Below are 19,587 nucleotides of genomic sequence, written 5' to 3'. Positions count from 1 at the left end.
TAAAATAAACAATCAATTCTTTTCGCGGCAGCCGACGACGTGACAAATCGGGCATTTTTGCGCATCGTGATGACGCGCTGGGCAGTGCTCACGCCCGAAATAGATGAATTGCAAATGGCGACGATTCCATTCTTCTTCGGGAAAAAGTTTTTTCAAATCCGCTTCGGTTTGCGTAACCGATTTCCCATTCGAAAGTCCCCAACGCATCGCTAAGCGGTGAATGTGCGTGTCCACAGGAAACGCGGGCATTCCAAACGCTTGACTCATGAGAACGCTCGCTGTTTTATGGCCGACACCGGGAAGACTTTCGAGTTCTTCAAATGTATGCGGAACTTCGCCGTGAAAATCGCGGAGAAGAATTTTAGAAAGTTCTGCGATGTGCGCACTTTTCATCGGAGCAAGTCCACACGGGCGGATGATTTCCAAAATTTTTTCTTGAGAAATTTTCGCCATTTTTTCGGGAGAGTCGGCGAGAGCAAAAAGCGCAGGCGTTACCGAATTGACTTTTTTATCGGTGCATTGGGCGCTCAAAACGACGGCGACTAAAAAAGTAAATGTGTTCGAAAATTGCAACGGAATCGGCGGATTCGGATAGAATTCGTCTAAGGTTTTGCCGATAAATTCTGCGCGTTCTTTTTTGTTCATTTCGAAGATTTTGAAATGGGACGACTGTCCACATCGCGGGTAAAGTCTTGTTGCATTTCCAAACTAGGAAGCGCTGTGTCGGGATGACCCACTTTGACTGCGGGGACGCCGGCGACGGTAACGTGCGGAGGCACATCTTCTAAGACGACTGCGCCCGCTCCAATCTTTGCGCCTTTTCCTATTTTGATATTGCCGAGAAGTTGTGCGTGAGCGCCGATCATTACACCGTCGCTAATTTTCGGATGGCGATCGCCGACTTCGTTTCCGGTTCCGCCGAGAGTGACGCCGTGCAAAATGGAAACGTTATTGCCGATGCGTGCCGTTTCACCGACGACTAAATTCGTCGCATGATCGAGAAGAATTCCGTGTCCGATTTTTGCCGCAGGATGAATATCGACAGAAAATTTTTGGCTGATTAAACTCTGGAGCATTTCGGCGAGGAAAATGCGATTGCTTTTCCAAAAGACATGAGCGATGCGATAAGCTTGGAGCGCTTGAAAACCTTTGAAAAATAAAAGCGGTTCAAGAGAAGAACGGCAAGCGGGATCGCGTTCCATCGTCGCAAGTAAATCCGCTGCAGAATCTTCGACGATTGTCGGATTGTCGCGGTAAGCGACTGTAAAAAGCAATTCTAATTGCGAACGGCTGAGAAAAGAACTCGCGAGTTTTCGGGAAAGAGAAACGGCGAGAACTTCGGCAAAAGACTGACGAAAAACGATGAGCTCGTCTAAAATGGATTTGAGAAGTGGCTCGGAATTAGAAAGGGCGAGCGCTTCTTTAACCAGGTTAGAAAAAATTTCTTTAGTCGTATCTTTCGCCATGAAAATTCCTCAGTTGAATGCTTTCTCTAATTTAGAAAATGCAGAAAAGGAAAATGAATTGAGGATAAATAACTTTTTTTAATTAGAGTGATAATTGAGGAAGAAAAATTTTTAGCGATGAAATGCCGAAAAATATCCTGCTTTTCCGAGTTCTTCGAGAAGTCTGCGCGCACTTTCTGCGGGCACTTGCGGAATCAGTTCTACGACTTCGTGCGGAAGCGGTTTCTTCAACTGAAAAATTTTGGGAATCGCATCGTTACGCGAAAGATTCCACGCAACGGCTAACTTTTGCAGAAAATCGCCCCACGGAAAAGGATCGTTTTCGGTGAATCGAATTTCGGCGGGAATTTTTCCGTCTTTGGCTTCGGCAATTACGGAATTTTGAAAATCCAAACCGACAAGCATCATCTGCCGCGGAATATAACACGTCGCCGGTTGCGCAGGAATTTGAAGAATTAAATCCATCATTAAAATTGGGGAAGGGGAAGTGGAAAATTTCGTCGCGCTTCTTTGACTTTTTCAAGGAAAAGCGAAACGCAAAAAACGGATTCGCTCGCATCGGCTTTGAAAATTTCTTCGCCGTTCGGATCGTAAGCAGCACTATTTGCGAAGCCTTCGCCCGCACGTCCGCAGCCAAGAACATAACATTGATTTTCGATAGCGCGGGCGCGTAAAAGAGTTTTAAAATGCAAATCGCGAGAGCGCGGCCATTCCGCTTGGACGGTGATTAAATCGGCTCCCATTTTTCGCGCTCGACGAAAATCTTCGGGGAAGCGTAAATCAAAACAGATAAATGGAAAAACAGAAAAATTTTGCCAATTAAAATTGACAATTTCTGTCCCCGCAGAAAATTCTTCGGCTTCGCTTGCAAAGGGATGTCTTTTTCGATAAATGGTTAACGGCGAACCGTTTTTGTCAAAGGCGATAGTCCAGTTGCGAAAGCGAAAATTTCCCGATGAAAAATTTTCAATGCCGCCACCGAGAACATGGCATTTTGTTTCGCTAGCAAGGTTTTGCAAAAAGCAGAAAGTGGGCGCGTCCGCAGAAATTTTTTCGGAATCGGAAAGCGTCGGGTGCGTCGTAAATCCGGTAGCAAACATTTCGGGGAAAATGAGAAGACTCTCGGGCGCAGGATTTGCCCGAAGAATCAATTCGCGGGCGTGAGTAAACGAGTCCGCTTTTCCCGTTTTGGCGGGTTGCATCTGTATCAAATATGCGTTTGCCATTTTCTCCAAAGTAGAAATTATATATTTTGAAAACTCAATATGTTAAAACGAATTTTTGCATTTCTCGCTTTCCTTTTGCCGGTCATCGCTTTTGCTGCGCCGACGACAATTATTGGAACCGTTGTTGAAACCGAAACGGATCATCCGCTGTCTTCGGTGACAATTCTTTATGAATCGGGACGTTCTCTCGGCGAAACCGATGGAAACGGACGTTTTGAACTCACGGCAGATTCCCGCAGTGCAAAACTCATCTTTGCCAAAGACGGATTTGATACGCTGCATGTTTCGTTAGAAGATTTTGCCGATTTATTTGACATCGTCGTTGTCTTGCATCCGAATGTGCGGAACTTGGGCGAAAGCACCGTGATCGGTGGCGGATCCAAAGCGGAATGGCCGGAACCTTCGCACATTACCGTGGAACAGTTAGAAGATGTTTCGGGGATGCGCTTTGATGTGGCAGAACTTTTGGGTTCCTTTGAAGGCGTCTCGGGGCAGAAAGATTTTTCGAGCGATTTATATTACGATGGATCGCGTGCAGACGAAGTCGGTTATCATTTAGGACGCTTGCGCATTCCGAATATGCGTCACTTGGACATCGGATTCCCCGGAAACCTTTCGGTGATCAATCCGCATTTGTTAAAATCCATCGACATTTACGATAACTACGGCGAAGGTCCTGTGGGTCAAGGTCTTGCGACTTCTGTGGATTACATTCCAGAAACTCTTTCGGGCGATGATTTTGAAATCGGCATTTCGGCGGGAACGACGATGCGCGAAGTAACCGTCGGCGGGCCATTCCTTTTCTGGGATTCTTTCCGTTTCAGCTTCCGCTGGCTCGATGGCGAAATGCTCAAAAATATGGGCGAAAAATTCTTCACCGAATTCCGTAAACGCGATGCGAATTGCGACGATTGTTCTACGGAAGATGCGGATTCGTTTGATTTAACTTCTTACGATATTTTTGCGCAATTAGCGGGACACGATTCTCTTGATAATCGCTGGATGGTAAACGGTATTTATAGCCGCGATGAATACGTTGTGCGTCAAGATACGACGACCACTTTAGAAACATCGAATAGCGTTGACATTATCCGCGGCCAAAGAACTTATGGCGTCATCGGTTTAGAATATCAGTCGCGTTTTGGAACGAGCTTCCACGCTGGTATTGTCCGCGAAGAAGCTTCGGATACTCTCCGCGATACGACGGGTTACCGCAAAGATGCGCTTCCTGAAAATGCGACTTTCATCGATGGCTACGAACAAGACAAAACGACATTTACTTTGGGCATGGATAAACCGTTCCCGGGTCATCTTTTTGGAGCAAATCTTTCGGGCGCTCTTCTTTATGAACATCACATCGTTACACGGAAATGGCCGGATTTTTCGGAATCGCAAAAAACAGAAGTGAATGCTAATGTGATTTCGGGAACGAGTCGGATGACGTGGACGACGAATGCGCAGAAAACGATTTTTGCTTTTGGCGCACTCGCCGATTTTGACGGTCACGGTTCTCCGATGGTTTCTCTTGACTTCGATCGCAATCTTTCAGCGGGAACTCCGGGACTTGCTTTGGGAGAAGGCTTCCGCATTTTTGGAAATGCAGCGTGGCGCGGCGACTGGCATGAAAAATGGGATGACGGTGAACTCGTTAGCGATGTGATTACAGGAGCTTCGGGAAAATTGGGCGCAGGCTTTGCGATGAAACGCGTAAGCATTAGCGCTCACGGATTCGGACGTTACTATTTGAATCCAGAACTTCCGGTGCCGTTAGCGTATGCGCATTACCGTGAACTTTCGGACGCGGATTATGCGTGGGTCTTTGGTGCTGCGGCAAAGTTAGAAGCGCGGACGTTGCATCACTTTGCTCTCGGCATCAATGCGACGACGGTTTACGGCGAATATTCTTTAGACGATGGACGTTCTCTTCCGTGGGAAGCAAATTCGCGGCTCGATATGGCGACTTCCGTCCGCTATTATCCGCGCAAAGATTCTCTCATCTCGGTAATTTTAACGCATCATGCGGGCTGGCATCGTCCGATGTATTATTACAAGATTAAGCCATCGAACTCGGCGACGCAAACGCCGGGCACAAGACAAATCCGCGATTACAATGAATTTACCGATCTTTTCCGCACCGATGTTCGCGTGAATTTGGATTTGCCGGGACACGTTTTCTTCTTCCGCAAAGTGCGTTTCTATGTCGAAGCGGACAATGTCTTCTCGGCTCTCGATTCCGAATCGTTAAAATTCTTAGGCTCGGATAATCCGCGTGAACGTTCTCAAGTTTCTCGCGATGCCGACGGGCGTTCTGCCAATGGCTACGAAATGGTGCCGTTTATGGCGAAGGGCATGGGACTTTATCTGCAATTCGGTGTTGAGGCAAATTTTGCGATTTAAGCGGTTTGCGTTTGCCGTTTTATTGCTGATTACTTTGTGCGCAAATTTTTCTTTTGCCGAAGAAATTTTTGAACCGCGTCATCCTGCAAAGCCGTTACGTTTTTGCAAAGCTTATTCTCAATGGGAAAATTTTGTGCGCAGCGATTCTTCTTACCAAGAAATTTCGCATTTTCCTTTTGTGAAATTGGATTTGCGCTATGCGACATTTGAAAATGTCACCGGACACGATTTGTATTGCGGCGCAAAACGCGCTTACTTAAAAACGATGGCGGCGAAAAAATTTCGCCAAGCGATTCGACTTTTGCAAAAAGAACATCCTGGATTTTCTTTCGTTATATTTGATGCGTCGCGGCCGGTTTATGCGCAAGCGAAATTGCGGGAAACCGTTGCGGGAACGCCGTTTTCGGATTTCGTTTCGAATCCCAAGCGCGGGAGCGTGCACAATTTTGGTTATGCGTTGGATTTGACAATCGCCGATTCGGCGGGCGTTCCGTTGGATATGGGAACGGATTTTGATTCCTTTGAAAATCGAGCGGGCGAAAAGGGTGAAGCGGAAGCGCTTCAAGCGGGAACCCTCACCACAGAACAAATTGAAAATCGAAAAATTTTACGGCAAGTGATGAAAAAAGCGGGTTTTATCCCGCTTCCTTCAGAATGGTGGCATTTTAATGCGATTTCGTCTAAAACGATTCGGGCAACTGGCGAATTGCCGCCCTTCTAAGACGATCGTTGCAAGCGATTCCAAGACCTTCGTTCGGGATGGGATCCACTAAAATCAACTGATTTTCGGGCTTGTCTAATTGACGCATAAAGGCGTACAAATTAGCGGTTGCTTCTTGCAAATTTCCCGAGGGCGAAAGATTGAGAGTCGCAGGAATTGCCGATGCGGTATTTCCAAAAGCGATGCGCACCGTTCCTGCGGGAAGTTTTGCGTTTTCGGGAACTGGTCCGTAAAAAAGCGGAACTTGCGGGCGGTAATGGCGATCGATCATTCCGGGGGCGAGCATCGGGCCTTTCGGATTTGATTTGGATTCGTGAATTTCGACGCTTCCGGCGATGGCTTTGACCATTTCGGGAGTAATTCCACCAGGGCGTAAAATCGTCGGTTTTCCATCGGGGAAAGCGATGATTGTGCTTTCTACGCCGACTCCGCAATTTCCACCGTCCACGATGCCGTCGATGATATTTCCCAACTGTTCAGCGACATGCTGCGCCGTTGTCGGGCTTACATGTTGGAACAAGTTTGCGCTCGGCGCTGCCAAAGGAATTCCCGCTAAGCGGATAATTTTTTGGGCTATCGGATGATTCGGAAAGCGCACGGCAACGGTCGAAAGTCCGCTTGTTGCTAAATCCGGAATGCGTTCTGTTTTCGGGAGAACGAGAGTCATCGGGCCTGGCCAATAAGCTTCGGCGAGTTTCCTTGCGACTTCGGGCACTTCGGCGGCGACATTTTTTAATTCGTCCATCGCAGCGATGTGCACGATGAGCGGATCAAAATGCGGCCGTTTTTTTGCTTCGAAAATTTTGGCGAGAGCCGTTGGATCATAAGCGTTCCCCGCGAGACCGTAAACGGTTTCCGTGGGAATGGCAACGATACCGCCACGTTGTAAAATTTCTGCGGCGGCTTCGGGAGAAGTCCATGGAGGAAACATTTTACGCTTCCGGTTGAGCGGATTCTTCGGCGGGCTTTTCGTTTCGGACATTGCCGAAGACGGCATCGCACGCTGTGTTGAAACGTTTCCAAATTTTGTCGGAATCTTTGCGAGGAACAGCTCCGATTTCGCGCCAATGACGGCGAAGTTGCTTCACCACATTTTGCGATTCGCGGCGATTTTCGTCCGAAAGATTTTCGACTAAACGTTCTGCTTCTTCGCATAAACGAAGTTTATTCTGCAGATTGTTTTCGCGGGCTTGTTCTTGAATATCCAACTGGTCGCGGCGACGGGTAAAGAAATCGTCGCAAGCGGTGCGGAATTTTTGATACAATTCTTGTTCAGTAGAACCGCAGCGGGGGAGAGCGCTCCAATCATTTTGCAGAGTTTTCACCGTGTCAGCGCTTTGATTCGAACCAGCCGATTCTACGAGTTCGGTAATCGTAACGATCATCGCTTCTTTTTTCACGCGGGCTTCTTCTGCTGCCTTTTTGTATTCGGGATCCGATTCGGCGCGCTTTTCAGCAAAGCGATTCAAAATTGCGTTGTAGCGGTTGCGAATTTCGTCGGCTTTGTCTTTGGGAACCATGCCGATATTTTTCCATTCTTCCGCAGCGTCTTCGAATGCTTTTAAAGTTTCCGGAGTCGCGGTTAAATCAAGTGCTTCGAGCTTTGTGCAAATCGCTTCTTTTGCTTCGAGGTTCTTGACTTTTTCTGCATCCATTTCTTCGAAATGCAAACGTTTGCGGGTGAAGAAATCATCACACGCTTTGCGGAAACGATTCCAAATTTCTTCGGACTTGTTGCGCGGAACAGAACCCGAAGTTTTCCATTCTTCTTGCAAGGTGCGGAATTCTTTGGAGGCGGCATTCCAATCCGACGAAGCGGAAAGCGCTTCGGCCTTTTCGCAAAGTGCGACTTTCTTTTGATAATTTTCTTCGCGGACGACATCTTCTTGCTTCACAAATTCTTTGTGCTTTGCAAAGAAGGCATTTTCTGCGGCGCGGAAACGTTCCCACATCGGTTGCACGCTTTCTTTCGGAATCATGCCGATGGCTTTCCACTTTTCTTGCAGTTCTTGCATCGTCTTGTATTTATCGCGCCAGTTGACTTCGCTTTCGTTCGAGAGCGCTTCTACTTGTGCGCAAAGTTCTTCTTTGAGAACGAGATTTTTCTTTTTTTCTTCTTCTTGTTCTTGAATAATCGGAGCGCACTTTGTCATAATCGCTTCGAAAAGCGTGCGGAAGCGTTCGCGGAAATCGTTGACGTGAGCAGGGGAAACGAGCCCGATGGATTTCCATTGATTTGCAAAATTCCGCAATTTGAGAAGCATTTCTTTGCTCGGTTCTTCTTGAGCCAAAGCGGAAATTTCTTCGAGAAGAGCTTCGCGGTCGTGTTCGTTGTGCCAGACTTCCCATTCTTGCATTTCTTTGAATCGCGATGTTGCGGCTTGATATTCTTGCCAAATTTCTTTGTAGCGGAATTTATCGTCGCCGACAATTTCTTTCCAACGTTTATACGAATCGCGGAGAGTTGCTGAAATTTCTTTGAAGTCTCCGTTTTCGTCAATTTTTTTGACGTCTTCAATAATTGCGCGGAGTTTCGTCGCATTTTCGTTGAAGATTTTTTCGTCGGCTTCGCGCTTGGCATTGAACTTTTCAGAAAGTTTGCTACGGAGAGAATTGTAAGTCTGCAAATCGGGATCTTCGCCTTCCATTAGCGGCAATTCTTCCCACGCGCGGGCGAGCGCTTTGACTTTGTGCTCTGCCGATTTTGAAATGTCATCCGATTCGGCGAGAAGTTTTAACTGCGCCAAAATTTCTTCGCGGTTTGCGCGCAATTCCACTTTTTCGGCTTCTTGTTCGGTCAAACGATTGAAGCGGGCGACGGACATTTTGAAAAGTCCGCTAATCGCATTGTCTGCGTCGCCATTTAATTCTTTGAACTTCGCGATGAGTTCTTCGATTTTTTCTTTGTTTTCGCGGGCATTCGTCTCGAGCAATTTATCGATTTCTGCAATCGTCGCTTCGAGAGATTTCTGCTTTTCGCTTTTTTCTTCTTGTTCTTTTCGAATTTTATCCAAGCGGGCTTGTTCTGCGGCGCGGCGAGCTTGATAGCTTTCGATAACGCGGTTCAAGTCGGCTTCGGCAGGACCCATTCCCAAGTCTTTGGCAATTTGCAAAAGCTTTTCAAATTCCGCTTGATTCGTCATGTAATCTTTGGAATCGGCGAGGCGTTGCGCTTGCTGAATAATCGCATCGCGTTTCTGGAAAAGCAAAATCGTTTCGTCTTTTTCGGCTTCTTTCTTTTTGCCGTCGTTTTGTCTTTTGCGGAGAAGTTCTCCCGCTTTTTGACGGACAGAAGTGTGGCGAGAATTTTGGAAAATATTTTGCAGCATGTTGATGCGTTCAATGCTATCGAGTGCTGCCATCGCGACATCGGTCTTCGGATCTTTGAGCGCGACATATTCCAAGGCGCTTTGACGCGTCGTCGCTTGGGTGAGCGCTAAACGCAATTCCGAATTGGGCATCGACTTGAGCAAGTCGTCGGCAAAACGAGAATTTGCCACTTTGGCAACGGCGTCTAATTCTAACTGGGTCGCGGCTTCGCGGAAATTTTTCAAATGTTCTGCAGCGCGTTCAAGAAGGCGGTTTTCTGCATCGCGTTTGTTTGACGGATCGGTTTCGGAGGCGACGACTTTCTTTAGAATTTCAAGACTGTTTAATTTTCGAATCGCAATGCCTCGAATTTCTGAATCGGTTTCGTTCATTGCAACGGTTTCGATAGGCCCTTGATCCGCACTCGGTCGAAGTTTCATCACAGCTTCTTTGCGGACGTTTACATTGGAATGTTGCCATTCGGGCTTAAAGAAATTAAAAAATCCCATAGAAAGTTCTCCAAAATCAATGCGTTAAAAACGCGGTTGAGCTAGCTGCATTTAATCTAAATAAATGCGCCGAAAAAAGGAAATGGAAACTGAAAAAAGCCGCTTATTTCTAATTTCTTGACGATGCGAATTCCCCGAACACTTCCTCCCGAAGAAATTTCTAAGCCGCTTTCTTGTAAAGCGTTTTCTCGCTTTTGCGAAGTTTATGTGCCGCTTGCTCCGATGCTTTTTACTTATGCGATTCCTGCGGACTTTAATATTCAACGGGGAAGCGTTGTCTGGGTGCAGTTAGGACATCGTAAACCCGAAATCGCTGTCGTTTCAAAAGTCAGCGAAGAAGTGCCCGCATTCGAAAAAATCAAGCAAGCGTTTCCGCATGCATCGGGTTATGTTTTTGACGAACGCTTTATGCAAAAACTCGAATGGACGTCGAAGTATTATTTGGCGACGCCGATGCAATCGTTAAATGCATTTTTGCCCAAAGATTTTGAAAAATATTTGGATGCGCTCATTGTCGAAAAAGAAGAAATTGTCAGCGCAAAACCGCAGAAAGAAAATCCGCCGTTAACGGTAGAACAAAATGCAGCGTTAGAAGAATTGAAAGAGTTGCTTTTTCAGCAAAACGGTTTCCGCGGAGCTTTGCTTCACGGAGTCACGGGCAGCGGAAAAACGCGGGTTTATATGGAGCTCGCTTCGAGCGCATTGGCAGCGGGGAAAAATGTTCTCATCCTCGTTCCCGAAATCGGACTTGCGCCGCAGACGGCTTCTCGCTTTTCGGAATTTTTAGGTTTCTCAGTTCCCGTGATACATTCTGCGCTTTCGGCTCCGAAAAAACGCAGCGCTTGGTTAAAAATTCTTTCGGGAAAAGCGCACATTGTCATCGGGACGCGGAGCGCAATTCTTTCGCCGTTTCATTTTGATTTGGTGATTCTCGATGAAGAGCACGATTCATCTTATAAGCAAGAAGATTCGACGCCGAATTATCACGCGCGGACATTAGCGCTTTACGAAGCGAAAAAATGGGGCGCGCTCGTTCTTCTCGGCAGCGCAACGCCTTCGCTTGAAACATTTTCCGCTGCGAAATCGGGCAAGTTAAAATATATCGTTCTCACGCATCGTGCGACCGAAGTCGAAATGCCGCAGGTTACGATTGTCGATATGAAGAAAAAAATGCGCACGCAAGATTCATCGCTTTTGCTTTCGACAGAATTGCGTGAAGCGATTTCGAAAACAGTGGACGAAGGAAATCAAGCGATCATTTTAATGAATCGCCGCGGCTATTCGAAATCGCGGATTTGCGTGGAATGTGGAAACACATTTAATTGTCCCGTTTGCAAAGTGCCGCTCGTTTATCATCGGCAGCACAGCGGACTTCTTTGCCATTACTGCGGACGCCTTTTCCCGCTTTACGCCAAATGCCCCGAATGCGGTTCTTCGGAATTTGAACTCGCGGGCGGAGCGATTGAAAAATTAGAAGAAGAAATTGCGGAATGGATTCCGCAGGCAAAAGTGGTTCGAATGGATCGCGATACAACGGCAAATGTCGGAGCTGCAGAACAGATTCTTTCGGATTTTCGAGAACGGAAATTTTCGGTGCTGCTCGGCACGCAAATCGTGGCCAAAGGCCACGATTTCCCCGGCGTCCAACTCGTTGGCGTCGTGGGCGCCGAAATCGGCGCGGGCGTGCCCGACTTTCGGGCGGGAGAACGTCTCTTCGAACTTTTAAGTCAAACGTCGGGGCGCGCGGGGCGCGCAAACGGAAATGGCCGCGTCATTTTGCAAACGAATAATCCGGACGATCCGATTATTCAATTTGCGACGGCGCACGATTATTTGGGATTTGCCGAAAGAGAACTCGCTGCCCGATTTGAAGCGCATTATCCGCCTTACGCAAAAGTTGCCGAAATTCGCATCGGACATCGCGACGCCGAATTTTTACATCAACATGCCGAAATTTTTGCTAATGATTTAGCGACAAAAAATCCAACTGTCGAAGTTTTAGGTCCCGTGGACGCTTACATCCCGCAAGTTGGAAAAATTTTTTGGATGAATTTACTGCTCAAAGCAAATTCCGCTGCCGAAATTCGCAATGCATTAAAAGAATTGCCGAGTGATTTGGAAATAAGATGCAACTTGAATTAGGACGGCGCTGAAACGCACGAACTTATCAATTGTTCATAAAAAAAGAGCCTCGTTTCCGAGACTCTTTTTTGCAAAATGAAAATCGCTTAGAAATTGTAGCTGAAGTTCACATCAAAGTGAGTGGCATCGCCATCAATGTCGCCCGAGCGCATCTTGATTTTGCCATCAACAGTCATCTGTTGGTTGATAGCATAAGCTACGCCAATCCACATATTGAATTGATCGTCACCGTCATCGTTTTGACCATGACCATCCCTTTCCGTTTCGGTCAAGCGATACTTGAATTCAAAGCCTGCAAACGGGGTCAAACCGACTTCTTGAATCGTGTAGCCGAGTTCTGCTGCGAGATTCAAACGAAGACCCGGATCAATGTCTTTGTGTTCAAAGCCCCAATAAATACCGGCTTCGGTACCGAGAGCTAAGTTCGGGATGATTTCTTGAGTAAATTGACCACCGATGTCAAATCCCCATTCATCGTTTCCGACGTAGTCACCTTCATCTTCATCGCCAAACGGAATGTGCAAATCCAAGAACACATTGACAATCGGCATTACGGCATAACGAGCGCCGAAGATGAAGTCGGTGAGACCGCTACCGTCTGCATCGGTATCATCGATTTCCCAAGAAGCGTAGCCGAAGGATTGTAAAGACAATTCCAAGTTCGGCATCACAATGTAGCGACCGCTCACATTGATGCCCCAACCGGACCACGGATCATCGGTATCATATTTAAACTGACCCTTGACGGTTCCCTTTCCGGCTTCTGGGATTGCGTAATAATCCCAAGTTGCAAAACTCGAAGCGGCAACTAAAGCCACAGCCATTGCAATTTTCTTAAACATCTCTGTCTCCTATGTTCAAAATTGAACTGCGTAAAGATAGTAATCGAGTTGGATTTTGTTAAGGGAGATTTTTTCGGTGTGAGGAATATTACAAACAAAGGAAGCAAGAATTTACAGCGCAACGGCTATTTTTCTTTTTCATTTTTTGGCTTGCGCAATTGATTTTTGCGCTCGTCAAAGGGAAAATAAAATTTGCCTTCGAGGACGCAGCCACGGTCACCCGGATCGCATTCTTTGTTGCGCCGATTGCAATGAGTTCCATCTAAAAAATGACATTCCCAGCTCATACAATTTCTCGCTTTTTATCGGAAATCTCTTCCGCGGAAGTGCCTTGGAGGCGGACGCCTGTGCGGTGGCGGCGGAGGAGGTGGATACGGATAAGTGTTGACATACATGTGCCATTCGACGGACTGCGGATAAATTTCGCAGATGACGAGAGAATCTGCATCGAGATAGCAAACGCGGTCTGCGTAACGATCGCGTGCGCAAGCGGTGCCGTAGCACATTTTGCAGTGGTAAACGCCTTCGGGAGTGTAATAGCATTGCCTTTCCGAATAAATTTCTCCGGGAGGATCGCTTTGTACCATCACACAGCCCGAGAATAAAAGGGCGGAAAAAAGAAAAACGAGGCCTGTGATGAAAAGGGAAAATTGCTTCATTTTACCTCGCACACATTGCCTCGTTTTGCTCGTAAAAATTATTCTTCTTCCGAGCGCAAATCGCGGGTCATTAACATTTCAATAATGTCCGCGGGCTTTTTATTGTTGAAAAGAACTTCGTAAACGGCGTTCACAATCGGAAGTTCCACGTGGACTTCTTCGGCGAGAGCTTTCGCACTTTTGCAAGTCGGCACGCCTTCGGCGATCATTTTCATGTGGCTCATGATTTGATCCAAAGCTTCGCCTTTACCGATGCATTCGCCCACGTAACGGTTGCGGCTATGTTGCGAAAGGCAAGTGACGATTAAGTCGCCCATGCCAGCGAGGCCGGCAAATGTCCGCGGATTGGCTCCGAGAGCGCGTCCTAAGCGGCAAATTTCTGCTTGTCCGCGGGTAATGAGCGCTGCGCGCGTATTGTCGCCCGCACCGATTCCGTAAAGCACACCGCTTGCGATAGCGATGACGTTTTTAATTGCTCCGCAAAGTTCTACGCCGATTTGATCGGTCGAAGTGTAAACGCGCAGATAATTATTGCTCATAATTTTCTGCACTTCTTTTGCGGAATGTTCATTCGGACAAGCGGCGACGATTGTCGTATAAACGCGGCGAGAAACTTCTTCGGCATGAGTCGGACCGCTGAGAGTTACCATGTGATCGCTATCGAGCCAAGGCACATTTTCCAAGATGACTTCGCTCATCCGCTGATCGGTTCCTTCGAGAATTCCTTTCGTTGCGCAGACGACCAGAGGAATTTTTCCTTCGGGTTTGCATTTGGCAAATTCGCGGGAAACATTTCCCATTACCTGAGACGGCACGACGAAGAGCACCATTTCGGCGCCTTCGAGGGATTTCTTCATATCGGTTGTATAAGTAAACGATTCCGGGAAAATGACTCCGGGAAGTTTGTCTTTATATTGATGTTCCGTCGAAAGTAAATCCACTTCTTTTTGCGAAAAAGTCCAAAAAGAAACATGATGACCATTGTCATTTAATACTTGACCGAGAGTAAGTCCCCAGCCACCAGTGCCGATAATTGTAACGTTCATTTTTAACCTTTTTGTTAATCCTTTAATAAACTATGCTTTTTTTCGTTTTTTGCCAAATCCATTTTCGGTTCCATTCATCAAACGCTTAATGTTTCCGCGGTGTTTGATGATGACGAAGATGGCGACGATCCAAGCGATTGCTAAAATGCCTTCGTTAATTTGATCGTGCGGATAAATATCCGGAGCAAGATAACCGAAAAGCGAAAGCCCAGCGAGAGCAACGCAAGCAGAAATACTTCCGACGGAAACGTATTTCGTGACGACGGTGAGCGTCACCCAAACCGCAAAAGAAAGAAGTGCCGTCACCGGCGCAAGCGCTAAGAAAACGCCGAAAGCGGTGAGCACTCCTTTTCCGCCGCGGAATCCTGCAAAGCAAGTAAAGCTATGACCGAGAATCGCGAGAAGTCCGCAGACGAGCGGGAGCCAAAAATAATCCGGACCGCCCGAAGCTTTGGACGCTTCATTTAACCAAATCGCAATCGTCGGTGCAAAAAATCCTTTGAGCAAATCGACGAAGACAACGGGAAGTGCGGGCTTTACACCGAGCACGCGGAATGTATTCGTTAATCCGGAATTTTTAGAACCGTAATTGCGGATATCGTAATCTTTACCGTTTACGATTTTGGCGACCCAAATTGCGGTCGGTATGGACCCGAGTAGATACGCTATCGGAAGCGAGAGTAAACTGTTCAAGGTCTTCGTCCTTTCTTAAGATGAGTTTGCGGTCAAAATTCAAACGGAGCGGTGCGCCGTTCAAGTGGAACGCTTCAAAGAATGTTTTGAGAAGGTAACGCTTATACGATTCGTCGACGCCTTCGGGATTCCGCGTTTCGATATCGATGACGGGAGGTTCCACCATAATTTGGCAGGCGCGGGTGAGTTTGACTAAGCGGCCAGCGTGTGCGGGATGCGGATTTTTGGCAATTGCATCGGCGAAAACTTCGGCGACGCGATCGCGCCCGATGACGCGGCGACAGTTCGCGTAAACCGAACGGATTTCTTGTAAAATGCGATGGACGCGCTGACCTTCTTTGGCGCTAATGGAAAGAGTCGGAATGTATTCGAACTGCGGTTCGCGTTCGCGCATTTCTTTGACGATATGATCAAACGATTTTTCGGTCTTGTTCGGGAGAATGTCCCACTTATTTAAAATGATAATCAGACCTTTTCCCGCTTGACGAATGTCTTGAATAATGCGGAAATCTTGTTCCGAAATGCCGAGAGTTGCATCGATGACGAGAAGCGAAAGATCTGAACGGCGAATGCTTTCTTGCGAACGCATATTGCTGAAAATTTCCACTTCATCGTCGACTTTTGCTTTTTTGCGGAGACCGGCGGTATCGGTTACGACAAACTTTTCACCGTCGGCGGTAAACGTGCAATCGATGGAATCGCGAGTGGTTCCCGGAATATCCGAGACGACAACGCGTTCTTCGCCGAGAAGACGATTGAGCAGCGTTGATTTGCCCGCATTCGGTCGCCCGAGAATGGCGAATCGAATCGGACGCTTTTCTTCTTCTTTGCTAGAAACTCCTTTATTCGGGAGAAGCGAAATGACTTCGTCTAAAAGCGAAAGACAAGCGTAGCCAGTGAGCGCGCTAATCGTGCGAGGCTGTCCCATTCCGAGAGAAAAAAATTCCCAACTTTCACTACGGTCTTCGGGTAATTCACTTTTATTTGCGACGAGAAGTACTTGCTTATCGAGTTTGCGAATCATCTTCGCAAATTGATCGTCGAGCTTTGTAATGCCCACGCGAGAATCGACCATGAAAAGAATCAAATCCGCTTCTTGAATCGCTGCGAAAATTTGATCGCGGACATTCGCTGCAAGCACGTCGACCGTATCATCGGGCAAAAATCCGCCGGTATCGACGACGGTAAATTCGCGTCCGTGATAGGATGCGGTTTGGTAATGCCTATCGCGGGTGACGCCTTCGCGGTCCGAAACCACAGCAGCACGCCGTCCGAGAATGCGATTAAACAGAGAGGACTTTCCCACGTTGGGGCGTCCGACTATACAAACAACTGGTAATTTAGCCACGGGGAAAAATTTAGTAAATTGAGCGAAAAAGGTTATTGAAAATAGTAAGAATTTGCGCTGCGCTTTTTGGGCTCAAATGAACACTATTTACATTCTCTTTTCTCCGCATAAAATTCCGCTAGTTTTTTTTGAACCCTTTTCTCTGAATTTCCTTTTTCTATTTTTACGCCCGAAAAAACAAAAGGGATAAATTATGCCTACGATGACTTCTGCGCAAGTGCGCGAATCTTTCATTAAGTTCTTTGAATCCAAAGGCCACTTATTTGTGCGCTCTTCGCCAGTGGTTCCTCATGATGACCCGACGCTCATGTTTACAAACGCGGGCATGAACCAGTTCAAGGCAATCTTTTTGGGCGATAATCCCAAAGGTTGGAAGCGCGTATGCAATAGCCAAAAGTGCCTCCGCGTCTCGGGCAAGCATAACGACTTAGACGTTGTCGGCCGCGATAATTATCACCACACATTTTTTGAAATGCTCGGTAACTGGAGCTTTGGCGATTACTATAAAAAAGAAGCGATTGCTTGGGCTTGGGAACTTTTGACCGAAGTTTGGAAACTCCCGAAAGAACGTTTATTTGCCACCGTTTACAAAGACGATGACGAAGCGTGGCAAATTTGGAAAGATGTCTCGGGACTTCCGGACGATCGCATTATGCGTTTTGACGCCCACAGCAACTTCTGGGAAATGGGCGACACAGGTCCTTGCGGCCCTTGCTCCGAAATTCACTACGACCGCGGCGACCTCGCGACTCAAGCCGAAACTTTCAAAGACCCGATTAAGGGCGTGAACGGCGAAAACGATCGCTACATTGAAATTTGGAACAACGTGTTCATGCAATATGAACGTTTGTCTAATGGTGAACTTGTTCCGCTGAAGGCAAAAAACGTCGACACCGGTATGGGCTTCGAACGCATTTGCGCCATTTTACAAGGCAAGACTTCGAACTACGATACCGATGTCTTTACCCCGATTATTAGTAAAGTCGCAGAACTTTCTGGCGTTCCTTACAAAGATAACGAAGATGGCACACCGCACCGCGTGATTGCAGACCATTTGCGCGCACTCTCTTTTGCGATTGCCGATGGTGCGCTCCCGTCGAACGAAGGCCGCGGTTATGTGCTCCGCCGTATTTTACGCCGCGCGAGCCGCTTTGCCCGTTTGCTCGGACAAAAGAAACCTTTCATTTGCAAGCTCGTCCAAGTTTTAGCCGATACGATGGGCGATGCCTTCCCCGAAATCCGCGAAAGAAAAGACTTTGTCGCTTCTGTGATTAAGAGCGAAGAAGAAAGCTTTATCCGCACTCTCGACGCTGGCCTCGAACGCTTTGCGGTAATTTCTTCGGATCTTAAAAAGGGCGAAAAAATTCCGGGCGATAAAGTATTCTTGCTTTATGATACTTATGGATTCCCGCCGGATTTGACAGGCATTTTGGCCGAAGAAAAAGGCCTGCTTATCGATGAAGAAGGCTACGAAAAATGCATGGAAGAACAAAAGGCTCGCGCCCGCGCGAACATGAAGCAAGGCATCAACACGATGGGCACCGAAGGCTGGACGCAGTATAGCGAAGCTTCGACCAATTTTGTGGGCTACGATATTTCGGTATGTGAAACCAAAGTCGTGCGTTTCCGCGAAGACAAAGGCATTTTGTCAATCGTTCTTGAAACGTCTCCGTTCTACGCCGAAATGGGCGGACAAGTGGGCGACAAGGGAACACTCGTTTCTGGCGATTTAGAAATCGATGTGTTCGATACTGTTAAGGTTAACGATACTGCGATTTGCCGCGGTAAAGTGAAGAAAGGCGTCGCCAATGAAAAGACGATGTCGGGAGAATTTTGTGCAACCGTCGACGACGCCCGCCGCGCAGACATTCGTAAAAATCACTCGGCAACTCACTTGATTCAAGCCGCTTTGCGCAGCGTTTTAGGCACTCACGTGCAACAGCAAGGAAGCTTTGTTTCGAACGAACTTTTGCGTTTTGACTTTAGCCACTTTAATGCGATGACCGAAGAGGAAATTCAAAAAGTCGAAGACATTGTGAACGAAAAAGTCATGGCTTGCTTGCCGGTGAATACCGATGTCATGGACGTCGATGAAGCGAAGGCTTCGGGTGCTATGGCATTGTTCGGCGAAAAGTATGGCGAAAAAGTCCGCGTGGTGAAAATGGGCGAATCGGGCGCCGAATTTTCGAAAGAACTTTGCGGTGGCTTGCATGTGAAAAATACAGGCAACATCGGCATGGTGAAAATCATTTCGGAATCGAGCGTTTCGTCGGGAGTTCGCCGTATCGAAGCGGTGACTGGCCGCGGTGCGCTTACGCTCCTTCGTGCGGGTACCCAGATTTTGAGCGCAATTCGCGAACAGCTCCGCTGCAAAGACGCTGAAGTTTTGAATCGCTTGCAACAGACTTTTGCGAAAACGCAAAATTTGGAAAAGAGTTTGCAATCTGTTCAATTAGAACTAGCGACTCTTGCCGCAGCCGATTTGTTACAAGGTGCCGTCAATGTTCTTGGCGTCAATCTTTATGTGCGTGAAATGTCTATCGAAGACGCAAAATTCAAGACTTTGATGGACGGCGTTCAAAACAAACTCGATGTCGATTCTGTCGCAGTCATTGCGAATAAAGGAAACGGCAACGGAAGCATCGTCGTCATGGTCGGGAAAAACGCTCAAGCCAAAGGCATTAAAGCGGGCGATATGGTGCGTGACCTTGCGAAAGTTTGTAACGGTAAAGGCGGTGGCCGCCCAGACCGCGCTCAAGCAGGAACGCGCGAACCCGAAAAAATCTCGGCAGCCATTTCGAATGCAAACAATTGGATTCGAGAAAAGCTCGGATAAGAAAAACAAAAACGCTCGGCTTTGCCGAGCGTTTTTTGATTTTACATTTCTAAAGAATCAATGACCTCATTCACTGCGGCTGTTTTTGTTTTTCTTTTGGTAAGAACATTCATTTTATATTGCATAATATGTGTGTTCGCGAAATTGACGAAATTTTCATACGCCGCAGTGCCTTCGAGCATAATTTTTGCATTGATCTGATTTACTAAATCTCGATAAGCATTGTCGCAAGCGACTCTATCCATAAAACTGTGTCATTCACCATCAAGCATCATTTGAAAAATGATGTAAATTGAGGAACTATGATGACACACGAAGAATATAAAGAGATGATCAAAAAAGCAGCATCTCAGTTCAAAACAGGAAAGCCAATTTTTGGCAAAGACGGAGCAT

Annotated in this window: 16 protein-coding genes; 4 read left to right on the top strand and 12 right to left on the bottom strand. The window is 47.1% G+C overall.

Going from position 1 to position 19,587, the window contains the following annotated elements; genetic code table 11:
- Positions 1–12: 12 nt before the first annotated feature.
- The 4 genes from nth to B0H50_RS09810 all read right to left on the bottom strand — a co-directional run bounded on the left by nth (position 13) and on the right by B0H50_RS09810 (position 2,692).
- The gene (gene nth, locus B0H50_RS09825) at positions 13–645 is read right to left on the bottom strand and encodes an endonuclease III (protein ID WP_106199411.1); all 633 of its coding nucleotides are present in this window, start codon (positions 643–645) and stop codon (positions 13–15) included.
- Entirely contained in the window at positions 642–1,466 is an 825-nt protein-coding gene (gene cysE, locus B0H50_RS13810) for a serine O-acetyltransferase (protein ID WP_109587636.1), read from the bottom strand. The genes nth and cysE overlap by 4 nt, the downstream gene beginning before the upstream one ends.
- Before the next feature lie 111 nt (positions 1,467–1,577).
- Entirely contained in the window at positions 1,578–1,931 is a 354-nt protein-coding gene (locus B0H50_RS09815; RefSeq protein WP_106199406.1) for a hypothetical protein, read from the bottom strand.
- Positions 1,932–1,933: 2 nt separating this feature from the next.
- Positions 1,934–2,692 carry a nitrilase-related carbon-nitrogen hydrolase gene (locus B0H50_RS09810; RefSeq protein ID WP_106199403.1) on the bottom strand — a complete coding sequence of 253 codons (759 nt, stop codon included), beginning with the start codon at positions 2,690–2,692 and terminating at the stop codon, positions 1,934–1,936.
- A gap of 39 nt (positions 2,693–2,731) precedes the next feature.
- Here B0H50_RS09810 and B0H50_RS09805 point away from each other — a divergent pair, with 39 nt between their 5' ends.
- A complete protein-coding gene (locus B0H50_RS09805) occupies positions 2,732–5,089 on the top strand; it encodes a peptidase associated/transthyretin-like domain-containing protein (RefSeq protein WP_106199401.1) in 2,358 nt (785 codons plus the stop codon).
- A complete protein-coding gene (locus B0H50_RS09800; protein WP_233244718.1) occupies positions 5,079–5,810 on the top strand; it encodes a M15 family metallopeptidase in 732 nt (243 codons plus the stop codon). Before B0H50_RS09805 ends, B0H50_RS09800 begins: the two co-directional genes overlap by 11 nt.
- On the opposite strand, the gene B0H50_RS09795 is transcribed toward B0H50_RS09800, so the two are convergent.
- Both B0H50_RS09795 and B0H50_RS09790 read right to left on the bottom strand, forming a co-directional pair.
- Positions 5,770–6,741, bottom strand: a complete 972-nt coding sequence (locus B0H50_RS09795) for an L-threonylcarbamoyladenylate synthase (protein ID WP_106199469.1) — start codon at positions 6,739–6,741, stop codon at positions 5,770–5,772. The genes B0H50_RS09800 and B0H50_RS09795 overlap by 41 nt on opposite strands.
- Before the next feature lies 1 nt (position 6,742).
- Positions 6,743–9,628 carry a DUF349 domain-containing protein gene (locus B0H50_RS09790; protein ID WP_109587634.1) on the bottom strand — a complete coding sequence of 962 codons (2,886 nt, stop codon included), beginning with the start codon at positions 9,626–9,628 and terminating at the stop codon, positions 6,743–6,745.
- A gap of 123 nt (positions 9,629–9,751) precedes the next feature.
- Here B0H50_RS09790 and priA point away from each other — a divergent pair, with 123 nt between their 5' ends.
- Complete coding sequence (gene priA / locus B0H50_RS09785; protein WP_106199392.1) at positions 9,752–11,770, top strand: replication restart helicase PriA; 2,019 nt, start codon at positions 9,752–9,754, stop codon at positions 11,768–11,770.
- Positions 11,771–11,856: 86 nt separating this feature from the next.
- Here priA and B0H50_RS09780 read toward each other — a convergent pair whose 3' ends face one another.
- The 5 genes from B0H50_RS09780 to der all read right to left on the bottom strand — a co-directional run bounded on the left by B0H50_RS09780 (position 11,857) and on the right by der (position 16,358).
- Positions 11,857–12,612, bottom strand: coding sequence for a transporter (locus B0H50_RS09780; RefSeq protein WP_106199389.1), 756 nt, complete (start codon positions 12,610–12,612; stop codon positions 11,857–11,859).
- A 302-nt stretch (positions 12,613–12,914) separates the two neighbouring features.
- Positions 12,915–13,271: a hypothetical protein gene (locus tag B0H50_RS09775; protein ID WP_106199387.1), complete on the bottom strand. Its 357-nt coding sequence runs from the start codon at positions 13,269–13,271 to the stop codon at positions 12,915–12,917.
- A gap of 38 nt (positions 13,272–13,309) precedes the next feature.
- Positions 13,310–14,317, bottom strand: a complete 1,008-nt coding sequence (locus tag B0H50_RS09770) for an NAD(P)H-dependent glycerol-3-phosphate dehydrogenase (protein ID WP_106199385.1) — start codon at positions 14,315–14,317, stop codon at positions 13,310–13,312.
- A gap of 30 nt (positions 14,318–14,347) precedes the next feature.
- On the bottom strand, positions 14,348–15,010 hold the full coding sequence (gene plsY, locus B0H50_RS09765; RefSeq protein ID WP_106199382.1) for a glycerol-3-phosphate 1-O-acyltransferase PlsY: 663 nt from the start codon (positions 15,008–15,010) through the stop codon (positions 14,348–14,350).
- A complete protein-coding gene (gene der / locus B0H50_RS09760; RefSeq protein WP_106199380.1) occupies positions 14,925–16,358 on the bottom strand; it encodes a ribosome biogenesis GTPase Der in 1,434 nt (477 codons plus the stop codon). Before der ends, plsY begins: the two co-directional genes overlap by 86 nt.
- Before the next feature lie 193 nt (positions 16,359–16,551).
- Between der and alaS the strand changes: the two genes are divergently transcribed.
- A complete protein-coding gene (gene alaS, locus B0H50_RS09755; protein WP_233244716.1) occupies positions 16,552–19,194 on the top strand; it encodes an alanine--tRNA ligase in 2,643 nt (880 codons plus the stop codon).
- A 41-nt stretch (positions 19,195–19,235) separates the two neighbouring features.
- On the opposite strand, the gene B0H50_RS09750 is transcribed toward alaS, so the two are convergent.
- Positions 19,236–19,439 carry a hypothetical protein gene (locus B0H50_RS09750; RefSeq protein ID WP_109587633.1) on the bottom strand — a complete coding sequence of 68 codons (204 nt, stop codon included), beginning with the start codon at positions 19,437–19,439 and terminating at the stop codon, positions 19,236–19,238.
- Between the last annotated feature and the right edge of the window lie 148 nt (positions 19,440–19,587).

This window comes from Hallerella porci (assembly GCF_003148885.1).
GTDB classification, from domain to species: Bacteria; Fibrobacterota; Fibrobacteria; order Fibrobacterales; family Fibrobacteraceae; genus Hallerella; species Hallerella porci.
Note: the sequence above shows the minus strand (reverse complement) of the source record. Positions and strands in the feature narration are given on the sequence as shown.

What these genes read in the sequence shown, in the direction of transcription:
- nth (WP_106199411.1), bottom strand. Translation starts at nt 645, where the DNA reads ATGAACAAAAAAGAACGCGCAGAATTTATCGGCAAAACCTTAGACGAA.
- cysE (WP_109587636.1), bottom strand. Translation starts at nt 1,466, where the DNA reads ATGGCGAAAGATACGACTAAAGAAATTTTTTCTAACCTGGTTAAAGAA.
- B0H50_RS09815 (WP_106199406.1), bottom strand. Translation starts at nt 1,931, where the DNA reads ATGGATTTAATTCTTCAAATTCCTGCGCAACCGGCGACGTGTTATATT.
- B0H50_RS09810 (WP_106199403.1), bottom strand. Translation starts at nt 2,692, where the DNA reads ATGGCAAACGCATATTTGATACAGATGCAACCCGCCAAAACGGGAAAA.
- B0H50_RS09805 (WP_106199401.1), top strand. Translation starts at nt 2,732, where the DNA reads ATGTTAAAACGAATTTTTGCATTTCTCGCTTTCCTTTTGCCGGTCATC.
- B0H50_RS09795 (WP_106199469.1), bottom strand. Translation starts at nt 6,741, where the DNA reads ATGTTTCCTCCATGGACTTCTCCCGAAGCCGCCGCAGAAATTTTACAA.
- B0H50_RS09790 (WP_109587634.1), bottom strand. Translation starts at nt 9,628, where the DNA reads ATGGGATTTTTTAATTTCTTTAAGCCCGAATGGCAACATTCCAATGTA.
- priA (WP_106199392.1), top strand. Translation starts at nt 9,752, where the DNA reads ATGCGAATTCCCCGAACACTTCCTCCCGAAGAAATTTCTAAGCCGCTT.
- B0H50_RS09780 (WP_106199389.1), bottom strand. Translation starts at nt 12,612, where the DNA reads ATGTTTAAGAAAATTGCAATGGCTGTGGCTTTAGTTGCCGCTTCGAGT.
- B0H50_RS09775 (WP_106199387.1), bottom strand. Translation starts at nt 13,271, where the DNA reads ATGAAGCAATTTTCCCTTTTCATCACAGGCCTCGTTTTTCTTTTTTCC.
- B0H50_RS09770 (WP_106199385.1), bottom strand. Translation starts at nt 14,317, where the DNA reads ATGAACGTTACAATTATCGGCACTGGTGGCTGGGGACTTACTCTCGGT.
- alaS (WP_233244716.1), top strand. Translation starts at nt 16,552, where the DNA reads ATGCCTACGATGACTTCTGCGCAAGTGCGCGAATCTTTCATTAAGTTC.
- B0H50_RS09750 (WP_109587633.1), bottom strand. Translation starts at nt 19,439, where the DNA reads ATGGATAGAGTCGCTTGCGACAATGCTTATCGAGATTTAGTAAATCAG.